At 73.2% G+C, this 12,913-nt stretch carries 11 protein-coding genes; 8 read left to right on the forward strand and 3 right to left on the reverse strand.

What is annotated here, in order from left to right; genetic code table 11:
• Nucleotides 1-48: 48 nt before the first annotated feature.
• The 3 genes from ACIGEZ_RS15175 (at nucleotide 49) to ACIGEZ_RS15185 (ending at nucleotide 2,580) form a co-directional block, all read left to right on the forward strand.
• Nucleotides 49-651, forward strand: a complete 603-nt coding sequence (locus tag ACIGEZ_RS15175; RefSeq protein ID WP_399830789.1) for a DUF5998 family protein — start codon at nucleotides 49-51, stop codon at nucleotides 649-651.
• Nucleotides 651-1,856: an alkaline phosphatase family protein gene (locus ACIGEZ_RS15180; RefSeq protein ID WP_399830791.1), complete on the forward strand. Its 1,206-nt coding sequence runs from the start codon at nucleotides 651-653 to the stop codon at nucleotides 1,854-1,856. The genes ACIGEZ_RS15175 and ACIGEZ_RS15180 overlap by 1 nt, the downstream gene beginning before the upstream one ends.
• Nucleotides 1,857-1,932: 76 nt before the next feature.
• Nucleotides 1,933-2,580, forward strand: a complete 648-nt coding sequence (locus tag ACIGEZ_RS15185) for a thymidine kinase (RefSeq protein WP_399830793.1) — start codon at nucleotides 1,933-1,935, stop codon at nucleotides 2,578-2,580.
• Between the two features lie 4 nt (nucleotides 2,581-2,584).
• On the opposite strand, the gene ACIGEZ_RS15190 is transcribed toward ACIGEZ_RS15185, so the two are convergent.
• Nucleotides 2,585-3,577, reverse strand: coding sequence for a GlxA family transcriptional regulator (locus ACIGEZ_RS15190; protein WP_399830795.1), 993 nt, complete (start codon nucleotides 3,575-3,577; stop codon nucleotides 2,585-2,587).
• A 176-nt stretch (nucleotides 3,578-3,753) separates the two neighbouring features.
• Here ACIGEZ_RS15190 and ACIGEZ_RS15195 point away from each other — a divergent pair, with 176 nt between their 5' ends.
• The 3 genes from ACIGEZ_RS15195 to ACIGEZ_RS15205 are packed head-to-tail and all read left to right on the forward strand — an operon-like array spanning nucleotide 3,754 to nucleotide 8,664.
• Nucleotides 3,754-6,333 carry a YfhO family protein gene (locus tag ACIGEZ_RS15195; RefSeq protein WP_399830798.1) on the forward strand — a complete coding sequence of 860 codons (2,580 nt, stop codon included), beginning with the start codon at nucleotides 3,754-3,756 and terminating at the stop codon, nucleotides 6,331-6,333.
• Between the two features lie 40 nt (nucleotides 6,334-6,373).
• Entirely contained in the window at nucleotides 6,374-7,339 is a 966-nt protein-coding gene (locus ACIGEZ_RS15200; protein ID WP_399830801.1) for a glycosyltransferase family 2 protein, read from the forward strand.
• Between the two features lie 2 nt (nucleotides 7,340-7,341).
• Nucleotides 7,342-8,664 (forward strand): polysialyltransferase family glycosyltransferase, encoded by a 1,323-nt coding sequence (locus tag ACIGEZ_RS15205; RefSeq protein WP_399830803.1) that lies wholly within the window; start codon nucleotides 7,342-7,344, stop codon nucleotides 8,662-8,664.
• Here ACIGEZ_RS15205 and ACIGEZ_RS15210 read toward each other — a convergent pair.
• Nucleotides 8,633-9,409, reverse strand: a complete 777-nt coding sequence (locus ACIGEZ_RS15210) for a VOC family protein (protein WP_399830806.1) — start codon at nucleotides 9,407-9,409, stop codon at nucleotides 8,633-8,635. The genes ACIGEZ_RS15205 and ACIGEZ_RS15210 overlap by 32 nt on opposite strands.
• Nucleotides 9,410-9,621: 212 nt before the next feature.
• Here ACIGEZ_RS15210 and ACIGEZ_RS15215 point away from each other — a divergent pair, with 212 nt between their 5' ends.
• A complete protein-coding gene (locus tag ACIGEZ_RS15215; RefSeq protein WP_399830808.1) occupies nucleotides 9,622-10,449 on the forward strand; it encodes a sulfurtransferase in 828 nt (275 codons plus the stop codon).
• A gap of 139 nt (nucleotides 10,450-10,588) precedes the next feature.
• Here the strand turns inward: ACIGEZ_RS15215 and sepH are convergent, their stop codons facing one another.
• Nucleotides 10,589-11,644, reverse strand: a complete 1,056-nt coding sequence (gene sepH / locus ACIGEZ_RS15220) for a septation protein SepH (protein ID WP_399830811.1) — start codon at nucleotides 11,642-11,644, stop codon at nucleotides 10,589-10,591.
• A 549-nt stretch (nucleotides 11,645-12,193) separates the two neighbouring features.
• On the opposite strand from sepH, the gene ACIGEZ_RS15225 reads away from it, so the two are divergent.
• Nucleotides 12,194-12,913, forward strand: a complete 720-nt coding sequence (locus ACIGEZ_RS15225) for a hypothetical protein (RefSeq protein WP_399830813.1) — start codon at nucleotides 12,194-12,196, stop codon at nucleotides 12,911-12,913.

The raw sequence follows: 12,913 nt of genomic DNA on the forward strand, positions 1-12,913 counted from the left end.
GCCCCGGGAGGGCCGGAGGGGGGCCCACCGCCCCGTAGGATGGAGTCCATGGCGAAGACCGGTACGACGACCCAGGGGCTGCGCGCGGCGATCGAGCGCAGCGGCTACTACCCGGCCCTCGTGGCCGAGGCGGTGGAGTCCGCCGTAGGCGGCGAGGCCGTCGCGTCGTACCTGGTCCACCAGGAGACCACCTTCGACGCGAACGAGGTCCGCCGCCACGTCACCGTCCTCGTCCTGACCGGCAACCGCTTCATCGTCAGCCACACCGACGAGCAGTCCGCCGACAACAGCTCCCCGACGCCCTACGCCACGACCTCCACCGAGTCCGTCAAGCTCGACCGGATCTCCTCGATCGTCGTCAGCCGCGTCGTCGCCAACCCCGAGTCGTACACCCCGGGCACCCTGCCCCGCGAGGTCGTCCTCACCATCGGCTGGGGCGCCGTCTCCCGCATCGACCTGGAGCCGGCCGCCTGCGGCGACCCCAACTGCGACGCCGATCACGGCTACACCGGCAACTCGACCGCCGACGACCTCAGCCTCCGCGTCAGCGACGCCGGCGACGGCCCGGAGACCGTCCGGCAGGCCCTCGCCTTCGCGCAGGCCCTGTCCGAGGCCACCGCGGCGACCGCCTCCGGCCCGGCCGCACGCTGATGGTCCAGCCCACCGCCGTCGCCCAGGGCTGGCCTGACGAACCCGTCCCGCTCGACCCCGCCACCGCCCCTCTCCCCGAGTACGGCAGCGGCTCCCTCGGCGACCTGCTCCCCACCCTCGTCGCCGGCCAGGGCGTGCCCGGCTGCGAGGCCCGGATCGGCGAGCTCGTGCCCGCCGACCGCAACTGCGTCTTCCTCATCGACGGACTCGGCTGGGAGCAGATCAAGGCCCACCCGGACGAGGCGCCCTACCTCGCCTCGCTGCTCGCCACCTCGCGCGGTGGCACCGGCCGCCCGCTCACCGCCGGCTTCCCGGCCACCACCGCGACCTCGCTCGCCTCGGTCGGCACCGGGCTCTTCCCCGGCACCCACGGCCTGCCCGGCTACACCGTGCGCAACCCGCAGACCGGCGAGCTGATGAACCAGCTCCGCTGGAAGCCCTGGACCTCGCCGCGCGACTGGCAGCCGTACCCCACCGTCTTCCAGCTGGCCGACCAGGCGGGCATCCACACCGCCCAGGTCTCCTCGCCGATATTCCAGGACACCCCGCTCACCAAGATCGCGCTGAGCGGCGGAACGTTCCACGGACGGCTCTCCGGCGAGGAGCGGATGGACTTCGCCGCCGAGCAGCTGGCCGCCGGCGACCGCTCCCTCGTGTACACGTACTACAGCGAGCTCGACGGCGCGGGCCACCGCTTCGGCATCGCCTCCGACGCCTGGCGCGGCCAGCTGATGTTCGTCGACCGGCTCGTCCAGCGGCTCGCCGAACAGCTCCCGCAGCGCGCCGCGCTCTACGTCACCGCCGACCACGGCATGGTCGACATCCCGTTCGACGAAGAGCACCGGATCGACTTCGACGAGGACTGGGAGCTGCGCGCCGGCGTCTCCCTCCTCGGCGGCGAGGGCCGCGCCCGGCACGTCTACGCCGTCCCCGGCGCCGAGGCGGACGTCCTCACCTGCTGGCGCGAGGTGATCGGCGACCGCTTCTGGGTGGCGAGCCGGGACGAGGCGATCGCGCTCGGCTGGTTCGGCGACCGGGTCGACGAGCGGGTGTACGGGCGCATCGGCGACGTCGTCGCCGCGGCCCAGGACGACCTCGCCATCACGGCCTCCGTCAACGAGCCGAACGAGTCCGCCATGGTGGGCATGCACGGGTCGATGACCGCTGCGGAACAACTCGTTCCGCTCCTCGAAGTCCGCACCTGAACCCGAGGCGCCCGATGATCGCCCGCCCCCGCCCTTCCTGTCCCTCCCCCTGATGTCGAAAGGTCTCCGACCTCCCATGCCCGAGCTGGTGTTCTTCTCCGGAACGATGGACTGCGGAAAGAGCACCCTCGCTCTTCAGATCGAACACAACCGGTCCGCGCGCGGACTCCAGGGCATGATCTTCACCCGGGACGACCGGGCCGGCGAGGGCAAGCTCTCCTCCCGGCTCGGCCTGGTCACCGACGCCGTCGAGGCCGCCGAGGGCTTCGACTTCTACGGGTACCTGGTCGCCCATCTGTCCAAGGGCGGGCGTTGCGACTACGTCATCGCCGACGAGGCCCAATTCCTCGCCCCCGAGCAGATCGACCAGCTCGCCCGCGTGGTGGACGACCTCGAACTCGACGTCTTCGCCTTCGGCATCACCACCGACTTCCGCTCCAAGCTCTTCCCCGGCTCGCAGCGGCTCGTCGAGCTCGCCGACCGGGTCGAGGTACTCCAGGTCGAGGCCCTGTGCTGGTGCGGTGCCCGCGCCACCCACAACGCGCGCACGGTCGGCGGTGAGATGGTCGTCGAGGGCGCGCAGGTCGTCGTCGGCGACGTCAACGCGGGGGACGAGGTCGGCTACGAGGTGCTCTGCCGGCGCCACCACCGGCGCCGGATGACGGCCGCCACCGCACGCGCCGCCGCGCTCTCCCCGGACGTCCTGCCGGTCCCGCCCGCCTGAGACCTCAGCCGGCGGTGGCCCGGAAGCGGCGCCGGTACTCCATGGGCGTCGTGTCGAGCCTCCGGCGGAACGCCCGTATCAGGGTGTCCGTCGTACCGAACCCGCACAGCGTCGTGATCCGTTCGAGGGTGGCGTCGGTGGATTCCAGCTGGTTGCGCGCCATCTCCACCCGAGCCGACTCGATGTACGCGCTCGGGGTCGTCCCGAGCTCCGCCTTGAAGATCCGGGTGAGCTGGCGCTCGCTGACGTGGGCGCTCGCGGCGAGGTCAGCCAGGGTGAGCTGCCGGCCGATGTTGCGCGTGATGTAGTGGCGCAGGTCCTCGACGCGCCGGGTCGTGGAGACCGGTTCGAGGGGCACGCTGAACTGGCTCTGCCCGCTCGGCCGCTTCAGGTACATCACCAGCTGCCGCGCCACGCGCAGCGCCGTCGTCTCGCCGAAGTCGTCCGCGACCAGGGCCAGCGCCAGGTCGAGACAGGAGCTGATCCCCGCGCCGGTCCACACGTCGCCGTCGCGGATGAAGATCGGGTCGGCGTCGACCTCCACCGCCGGATGCTCGGCGGCGAGCTGCTGCGCGGTCGACCAGTGGGTGGTCGCGCGCCTGCCGTCCAGGAGCCCGGCGGCCGCGAGGATGTGCGCCCCGACGCAGACGGAGGTGACCCGCCGGGTCCGCTCGGCGAGCTCCTTCACCCGGCCGACCACCGCGGGGTCGACCTGGGCGTGCACCCGGCGCTGTGCGTCGACCTCGACGGAGCCGGGCACCAGGAGGGTGTCGATGGCCCGCGCGGCCACCTCGTCGAAGGTGGCGTCGGGCAGCACCCGTACGCCGGCGGAGGTGGTGACGGGGTCCAGGGTCTCGGCGGCGAGGACGACCTCGTAGCCCGTCGCGTCGTCCGTCTCGCGCTGCAGGAGGGCGAACACCTCCGGCGGTCCGGTGACGTCGAGCAGGTCGACGCCCTCGAAGAGGACGATGACGACGAGTCGTCTCACGGTGCTCATGGGGTCTCCACCCGGCGTCGCGAACATGATGTCCGGATCAGCATGCCAGGGCGTGTCCGGGCACCGGCTGTTCACCTGAGGTGTGCTCAGGGACCTCCCTCTGATAGGTCGTGGGTCGCACGGCTCGGCGGTAATGCGTCTCTACGACGTTGACAGAGCCGCCCCCTGGAGGACGTGTGCCACCCGCTGACGAGACCGAGCCCGCTCCGACCCGGCCGCGGCTGCGGGCGGCGGCCGGCGCGGCCCTCCTCGCCGGGCTCCTCTTCTGCCTCGCCGGCCGGCTGTCCGGGAGCTATCCGTTCGGATCCAGGACCCGCAACATCGTCGACCTGGGCCAGCAGTACCTGCCGTACCACGCGTACTGGCGGAAGATGCTCGTCGGCGAGACCCACGGTGATCTCTTCCTGAATTGGACATCGGGTTTTGGATCCAATTTCCTCGGGGACTTCGGCACCTATCTGAGCAGCCCCTTCGGCATGCTCGTCCTGCTCTTCCCGGCCGACCGCCCCGAACTCGCCCTGTACGTGATCACCGCCGCCAAGACAGCCACCGCCGCCGCGGCGATGGCGGCCCTCCTGCTCACCCTGCGGCGCGGCCCCTGGCCCGTGGCGGCCGTCCTCGGCACCGCGTACGCACTGTCCGGCTGGACCTTCAACTACGGCGCCACCGTGCCGATGTGGCTCGACGGACTCGTGGCCTTCCCGCTGCTCTGCCTGGTGGGGGAGTGGGCCCGGCGCGGCCGCAGGCCGGTCCTCGGGCCGCTGGTCGTGGGCCTCGCCTGGTTCGCCAACTTCTACACCGCGTACATGGCCACCATCGGCGCGGCCGTCGTCCTCGCCGTACGCCTGCTCACCGCCGACGACACCGCGGACGCCCGCCGCCCGCGCCTGTACGGCCTGCTGCGCGCAGCCCGTACCGTCCTCATCGGCATCGGACTCGCCGCCCCGCTCGTCACCGTCATCTTCCTCGCCACCAGGGTCGCCGACCCGACCCCGCCCACCGCCTTCGCCCCCGCCGCCTGGACGGACGTCCTCGCCCGCCTCCTGCCGGCCACGGCGAGCGTGGCCACCCCCGCGCTCTTCATCGGCACCCCCGCCCTGGCGCTCGCCCTGACGCTGCCCTTCAACCGCGCCGTCCCGGCGCGGGTGCGGACCGGCTGGGTCGCGGCGATCGTCGTGGTCACCCTCTCCCTCCAGTGGGAACCGACCCACCTCCTCTGGCACGCCGGCGCCTCGCCCAACGGGATCCCGTACCGCCAGACCTTCGTCCTGTGCGGGCTGCTGCTGATCGCGGCCTGGCTCTCCACGGCCCAGGGGCTGCCCCGGCCGGCCGCGCTGCTCGGTGGCGGTGCGCTGTTCGCGGCCGCCGCCCTCGCGGCCCACGGCAGCAGGGACATCGACCGCTGGACCTACCCAGCCGTCGCCGCGGCCGCCGCCCTGGGCGTGCTAGCCGCCGCGGCCGCCCTGCTCGCCGGCCGCCACACCGACAGCCGCCTGCTGCCCGTCCTCGCCGTCGGACTGCTGCTCGCCGCCCAGGCGGGCGAGACCCTCGTCACCGGAAAGCGGATAGAGGAACAGCAGCTCGCCAAGGTCTCCTGGGCGCCGCGCCTCGGCCCCTGGCACGCCGACATGACCCGGGCCGTCGCGGAGAAGGACGCCTGGCCGCGCCACCGCACCGACCCCGGCGAGGTCCCCGGCGGCAACGACGTGCTCCTCGTCGGCGGCGAGGGAGCCGACTACTACAGCAGCCTCACCGCCGACACCTTCTCCCGCACCCTGGCAGGCCTCGGCTTCGGCTACTACGCCAAGGGCCGGCACCCCGTCAGCCTCGACAACCCGGTCGCCGACGCGATCTTCTCCATCGGCACCCGGATGCGCTCCACCCCGAAGGCCCCGCTCGCACTCGACCGGCAGCCCGAGGCCACCGTCACCGTCGCCGACACCCCCGTACCGCCGCTCGTCACCGTCCAGCCGCGGACGCCCGAGCCGGCGAGCGGACCGACCTCCGACTCCGTCTTCTCCCGCCAGGAACGGGTCCTCGGCCACACCGTGTACGACGTGCCGGCCGCTCCCCGGCGCACGGAAGGCCCCGACGGAGCCACCACCCTCACCGCGAGCTGCCCCGCCGGCTCCCAGGTGTGGTTCTGGGCGCCCGAATACCAGGGCACCGCGACCCTCGCCGGCCGCCCGCCCGTCGGCTTCGCCGGCAAGCTGCCGTCCGTCCTCGGGCCCATGCAGCAGCTCGGCACCGTGCCCGCCACCGGCACCGTACGGATCGGTCTGAGCCCCAAGCCCGGGGCCAAGCCGCGGCTCAAGCTTCCCGTGCACCCCGTCGGCTGCCTCGTGCCGGAACGCCTCATCGCCGCCGTACAGCAGCTCACCGCCACCGGCGCGACCTCCGTCCGCACCACCGGCCACACCATCACCGCCGACCTGCCGCCCGGCAGCACCGGCACCGCCGTCATCGCCGTCCCCCGGATCTCCGGCTGGCGCTGCGCGGCCGGAGACGCGCCACTGGCCCCCGCGCACAGCCGGCTGGGCCTGCTCGCCGTCCCCCTCGACGGCAAGGCCACCTCCGTGACCTGCTCCTTCCGCCCGCCGGGCGTCAAGCTCGCCGGGGCGGCAGGCGCGACGGCACTCGCCGCCCTCCTGGCCACCGCCCTGCTCCACCGCCGCCGCACCCGTGAACCCGCAGGACCGCAAGAGTTCACCACGCGTGCACATCCGGCTCGTTCAACCGAGAAGACCGCTGTCTAATCTGCCCGCCAGTACCTGTAAGCGAGTTGGGGATCCACGAGTGCCGAAACTGTCCGTCGTCGTCCCGTTCCACAATGTCGGGCCGTACGCCCCCGACACCCTGCGCAGTCTCGCGGACAACGCGGACGCGGACACGGAATTCCTGCTGATCGACGACCATTCCACGGACGAGACGCCCGACCTGCTCGACCGCTGGAAGGACCGTATCCCGCAGGCCAGAGTGATCCGCCACGAGACGAACCTCGGTGTGGCCCAGGCGCGCAACACCGGAATCGACGCGGCGACCGGCGACTACCTCACGTTCCTCGACGGCGACGACTGGTACGCCCCCGGCCACCTGGCCGCGATGGTGGCCGGAATCCACCGTCTGGGCTGCGACTTCGCCCGCACCGACCACGTCCTGTCGACCGCACGCAACCGCCAGATCCGCTACGCCCCGGCGAAGACCCGCGACGCCGTCATGGACCCCAGGGACGGCATCGCGCCGGCCGGCATGGTGACGATGGTCGACTACCCGTTCGTCCCGTTCGGCATCTACAGCGCCCGGATGTTCGAGGACGGCGCCTCGCGTTTCGAGACGAAACTGCGCACCGCCGAGGACCGGCTATGGATCTGGCGCCTGCACCTCAATGCCCGCACCTATGCGGCGCTTTCCCTCCACGGTGTCTTCTACCGGCGCGGTGTCACCACCTCGCTCACCCAGATCACCGACAACCGCCAGCTGGACTTCATCCCGTCCTACGACCTCCTGCTCGAAGAGGTCTCCCGCGACCGCGACGCCGACCGCTTCCTCCCGAAGGCCGTCCGCACCTACTGCGCGATGATCGCCTTCCACATGGCGAAGGCCGACCAGTACGAGTCGGCCGTGGCCAAGCGGCTGCGGCGCGATGTGACCGACGCCCTGCGCCGCATGCCGCAGTCGGTCCTCGACGACACCCTCGCGACGATGGACACGACCCGCAGCACCCTCCTCAGGAGCCTGCGCGACACCGGAAAGGCCGCCTGACCATGCCGACCACGGACCGCGTGCAGATCTTCCAGGTGTCGACGCTCTACGGCGCCGCCACCCTGGCCGCCGCGATCGACGCCGGACGGTTCGGCGCCGCCGGCGAGGCCCGCCGCCTCCTGCTCGTCTCCAACAACGCCGAGATCCCGGAGACCGCGCTCCGCCTCGACACGATGACCGGCTACGAGCGGATCGCCGCCCGCTTCGACGAGGTCGTCGACTGGAACGAGGCCATCCACCCCCACCACCCCAGCTCCTGGGCGCCCCGCCCCGAGGAGTCGCCCCTGTGGCAGCGGGTCCTCCGCACGGCGTGGGGTCTCGGCACCGCCACCGTCGAGATCGTCGTCGAGTCCATCCAGGTCAACCCGGCCAAGGCCCTCGCCGCCGTGTTCGCCGAGAGCTCGGTGCAGGTCTACGCCGACGGCCTCATGAGCTACGGCCCGACCCGGGACGAGCTGCCCCAGTCCATCGCCTGCCGCATCCGCCGGGTCCTCCACCTCGACCTGGTGCCGGGCCTGCGCCCGCTGCTCCTCACCGAGTACGGCGTCGGGGCCGAGCTCGTGCCCGACGACGCCTTCCGGTCCGTGCTGCGGGAGATCGCGGCGGCCGCCGTGGACGACACCGCCCTCGCGGCCGCCGCGGCGGCCGAGCCCACCGCCCTGCTGCTCGGCCAGTACCTCGCCGTCCTCGGCATCCTCACCGCCGAGGAGGAAGAGGAACTGCACGTACGGATGCTGCGCGGCGCCGCCGCGGCCGGACACGGGAGCATCGTCTTCAAGCCGCACCCCACCGCCCCGGCCCGCTACTCGCAGGCCCTGCACGAGGAGGCCGACCGCGCGGGCGTCACGCTCACCGTCCTGGACGGCACGCTGCTCGCCGAGACCTTCTACGAGCGGTGCCGGCCCGACCTCGTCGTGGGCTGTTTCTCGACCGCCCTGCTGACCGCCGCCGTGTACTACGGCGTGCCCGTCGCAAGGGTGGGCACGGACATGGTCCTGGCCCGGCTCACCCCGTACGAGAACAGCAACCGCATCCCGCTGACGGTCGTCGACCACCTCGTCCCCGACCTGGAGAGCGGCGCCGAGCCCTGCGTACCCGGCGCGCCGGACAGCCTGGCGCCGCTGGTCAGGGCGGTCGGCTACTGCATGCGGCCCACGGCGCACCCGGGGCTGCGCGCCGAGGTGGTCGGGTACCTGGCGGAGCACCGGGACGGCCCGGTGGCCGAGCTCCACTTCCCGCAGGAGCGGCTCGCGGAGCTGGACCTGCGCGTGCCGGCCCGGGTCCAGCGAGGCGCTAGTTCCTCTCCGTCGAGCGGACCAGGGTGAAGACCGCGCCCTCCGGGTCCGCCACCAGGGCCAGCCGCCCCGCCGTGCCCTCGCGCGGCGGGCGCAGCACCTGGCCGCCCAGCTCGCCGACCAGACGGGCGGACGCGTCCACGTCGTCGACCTCGAAGTACGTCATCCAGTGCGCGCCCCGGTCCCGGGGCAGGGCGGTGCCGACGCCGTGCAGGGAGGCGACAGGACGGCCGTCCAGGTGGAGCGTCAGATAGTCGAAGTCGGCCGAGACGACGGGCTCGACCTCGTAGCCGAAGATCGTCCGGTAGAACTTGCCGACCGAGGCCGTCTCGTACGTCAGGAGCTCGTTCCAGACCGGCGTCCCGGGCGGTCCGGCCGCCGCCGTCCCGTGGTGGGCCTCGGCCTGCCAGACGCCGAAGACGGCGCCGGCCGGGTCGGAGCAGATCGCCATGCGCCCGGCCTCGCCCGCGTCCAGCGGGCCGACGGCGACCGTGCCACCACAACAGCGGATGTTCTCCGCGGTCTCGTCGGCGTCGGTGGCGGCCAGATACGTGGTCCAGGCGATCGGCAGATGCCGGTCCGGTGGCAGCTGGCCGATCCCGGCCACCTCGCGGCCGTCGAGCAGGGCGCGCACGTAGGGGCCTAGCTGCTGTGGGCCGGGCACGAACTCCCAGCCGAAGAGCGCGGCGTAGAACTCCTGCGTCGCGTCAAGTCCATGCACCATCAGGCTCACCCAACAGGGTGTACCGGGTGTGCGCCGAGTCGCCTCGGTCATCGTCACTCTCTCCTCGCCAGTGGCCGTACGAGGTGGGGCCGGCGGGCCGCACCGGGGCCACCGGCGGGTCCCTGCCCGCCGTCCGCCCGTCGTACACACGGAACCGGTCGTCCGTCCCGTGCCGATGGTTGCACCATGGGGCCGGCCGCGCGCCCCGGACGATTCCGGGCGGGGGCGGCTTTCAGGGTGCGGGCTGCGCGAGGATGGCACCCATGAAGCCCATCATCTCCGCAAGCGAACTCGTGAGCGAGTCGGCCGGGGCGACGCCCCCGGTCCTCCTGGACGTCCGGTGGACCCTCGGCGGCCCGCCCGGGCGTCCCGAGTACGAGGCAGGGCACCTCCCCGGCGCCGTGTACGTGGACCTGGACGCGGAACTCGCGGGGCCGCCCGGGAGCGGCGGCCGGCATCCGCTGCCGGACGTGGCGGCCTTCGGAGCCGTGATGCGCCGTGCGGGTGTCTCGGCGGACACGCCGGTCGTCGTTTACGACGGCGGCCTCGGCTGGGGCGCGGCGCGCGCCTGGTGGCTGCTGCGCTGGGCGGGGCACCCGGACGTGCGCGTCCTGGACGGCGGCCTCGCCGCCTGGACGGGGGAGCTGTCCAAGGACATCCCGGCCCCCGAGCCGGGCGACTTCGAGCCGCGGCCGGGCGGCATGGGGCTCCTCGACGCGGACGGCGCCGCGGCGCTGGCCCGGTCGGGCCTGCTCCTGGACGCGCGGGCGGCGGAGCGTTACCGCGGCGACGTGGAGCCGATCGACCGGGTCGGCGGGCACATCCCGGGCGCGGTCTCGGCCCCGACGACGGAGAACGTGGCCGAGGACGGCCGCTTCCTGCCCCCCGACGCCCTGGCCGCCCGTTTCTCCGCCCTGGGCACGGGTGAGGCGTCCGAGGTGGCCGTCTACTGCGGCTCGGGCGTCTCCGGCGCCCACGAGGTGCTCGCCCTTGAGGTCGCCGGCATCCCTGCCGCCCTGTACGCCGGGTCGTGGTCCGAGTGGTCCGCCGACCCGGTGCGCCCGGTCGCCACGGGGCCGGACCCGCAGTAGGTCCTCAGGGCGTGTCCGGCGGATCATGGCCGGGACACGCCCTGGCCGCTCCTTCAAGGAGACGGCGCGGGGGCCGCGTAAAGGAGACGGCGCAGGGGCCCGCCCCTATAGGCACGGGCCCCTGCGCTCCTCTGCAGCGTCAGTCCTGCTTCTTGCGCCGGGTGCCGAAGACGATCTCGTCCCAGCTGGGGACCGCCGCGCGGCGGCCCGGGCGGACGCCGTCGGCCTCGGCCTGGCGGTCGGTGGTGCCGGTGAGGCGGTCGCGGTGGCCGGAGACCGCGCGGGGCATCAGGACGTCCGCGTAGGCCGAGCCCGCCCCGGCGGAGGCCGCCGGGGCCGGGGGCTCCTCGGCCTCGACCTCGTCGGAGGTCTCCGTGCCGGCCGGCTCGGGGACCACCATGTCGCCGCGGAAGCTCGGGACCGCCTCCAGGAGGCTGGTCAGGGAGTCGCGCTCCTCCTCCGGCTCGGGGGCAGGGGCGGGCGCCCGCTCGAGCTGGCGGTCGAGCGCGCGGTCCAGCGGCCGGTCCCTGGGCAGCCGGGCGATCCGCGGGACGAAGGGGAAGCTGGGCTCGGGGACGGCGGCGAGCGTGTCGTCGGTCTCGCCGATCAGCGCGCGCGCCTCGTCGTCGATGGCCTGGACGAGCCGCCTCGGCGGGTCGTACGTCCAGCTCGCCGTGTGCACCTCGCCCGCCACCCGGTAGACGAGCAGCACCTCCCAGGTGCCGTCGTCGCGGCGCCAGGAGTCCCACTGCACGGTGTCCCGCTCGGCGCCGCGCAGCAGCAGCCGCTCCTGCACCGCCTCGCCGAGCTGGGGGCCGGTGTTCTCGCCGGGCCGGCGCACGGGCGTCTTGAGGGCCCGCTGCGCCATGAACTCGCGCTCCGCGAGCACGGGGCCCTCGAAGCGGCGGACGCGTTCGACGGGGATGCCGGCGAGCTGGGCGACCTCTTCCGCGGACGCACCGGCACGTATCCGTGCCTGGATGTCGCGGGGGCGGAGGTGGCTCTCGACCTCGATCTCGATCTGGCCGAGCCGGGCGCGGTCGTTGCGCACGGCGGCGCGCAGCCGCTCGTCGATCGGAAGCGTGTACTCCGTGCTGTCAGCAGCCTTCAGCACCAGTCGTGTGCCGTCGTTCGAGACGGCCACGACACGCAGTTCGGGCATGGGAACCTCCCGGGTGGTGCCTGCCGACGTCACGTGCGTCGCTGCTTCCGCTAGTCGAGTGTGGCCTGCCCGGGTGCAGCCTGCCACAACCCTGCCGAGTTGCCCGGCGTGTCGGGCCTGGACCCTGGAACGCCGTTATGGCACGGTTACCTATTTACGACGCAGAGTGACCGACCGTCACGCTGTGTCGCGGTGTCCGTGCGGTGCCGCGGCGCCGCCGGTTCGAGTGCCACCTTCGGCCCCCTTCCGTCGATACCGGACACCCGTGAGGGAATCCGGACCCAGGGCTCGCCACAGTACTCCATTCGGGCCACCTGGGTGGACCGGCGCGCCGCCCAACTTCTCGGGAGGTACGGGAGTTGAGTCTCCGCGAGCTTCGTGCGCACGTGTCGCTCTTCACAGAACCACCAGAAACGGAACTAATCCCTTCGTCCATTTGTCCCTTCTGGGTGCATGGTGGAACTGATGAGCAAGCAGGGGTTGGACATGCGTCACACGCCGGACACCGGCACGGCGGCAGAGGAAGCGGAACCGGCGGGGAAGGGGGGCGAGAAGAAACGATTCGACCTGAGTGTGGCTCAAGTGTCGGGCAGCGCCGTCGCGGCCGTGCTGGCCGCCAAACTCGCCTCCACGCTCGGCGTCTACGGCACCATCCTCGGAGCCGGTGTGATCAGCGTCATCGCCACCTGTGGAGGCCCGGTCCTCCAGCACCTCTTCAAGCGCACCGGCGAGCAGATGCGCGAGGCCGCCACCGTCTCCGCCAGGCCGCAGGCGCCCCAGGCGCCGGCGCGGCATCAGGGTGCCGCGCCCGGCGAGGAGTTCGGCGCCCCGACCACGCACGGCACCCGGGTCCGGGTCTTGAAGCGCTCCGCCCTCGGTGCCGCCGTGGTCTTCGTCCTCGCCATGGGCGGCATCACCGCGTACGAGCTGACCTCGGGTCAGGACCTCAGCGGCACCAAGGGCACCACGACCTTCGGCACCGCGGTGGGCGGCCACGGCGCCGGCCAGGGTGGGGAGCGGTCCTCACGGAAGGACGCGCCCGACTCCACACCGAGCGACGGCGGGCAGCGGGAGCGGACCGACGGCGGCAGCCCGACTCCGGGCAGCACGCCCGGGACGGGTACGGCGACCCCGGACGGCACCACCACCCCGACGCCCCCGGTCACGCCCACGCCTTCGACGGAACCCCCGGCCTCGACCGGGCCCTCCGGCGGCGGCTCGACCCCGCCCACGACGCCGCCGGCCACCCCGCCGCCGGCGCCGCCCACCGCGCAGGCCCCGACGGGGAACGCCGCCGAGTGA

Origin of the sequence: Streptomyces sp. NPDC085481 (assembly GCF_044541845.1) — a bacterium.
Taxonomy (GTDB): domain Bacteria; phylum Actinomycetota; class Actinomycetes; order Streptomycetales; family Streptomycetaceae; genus Streptomyces.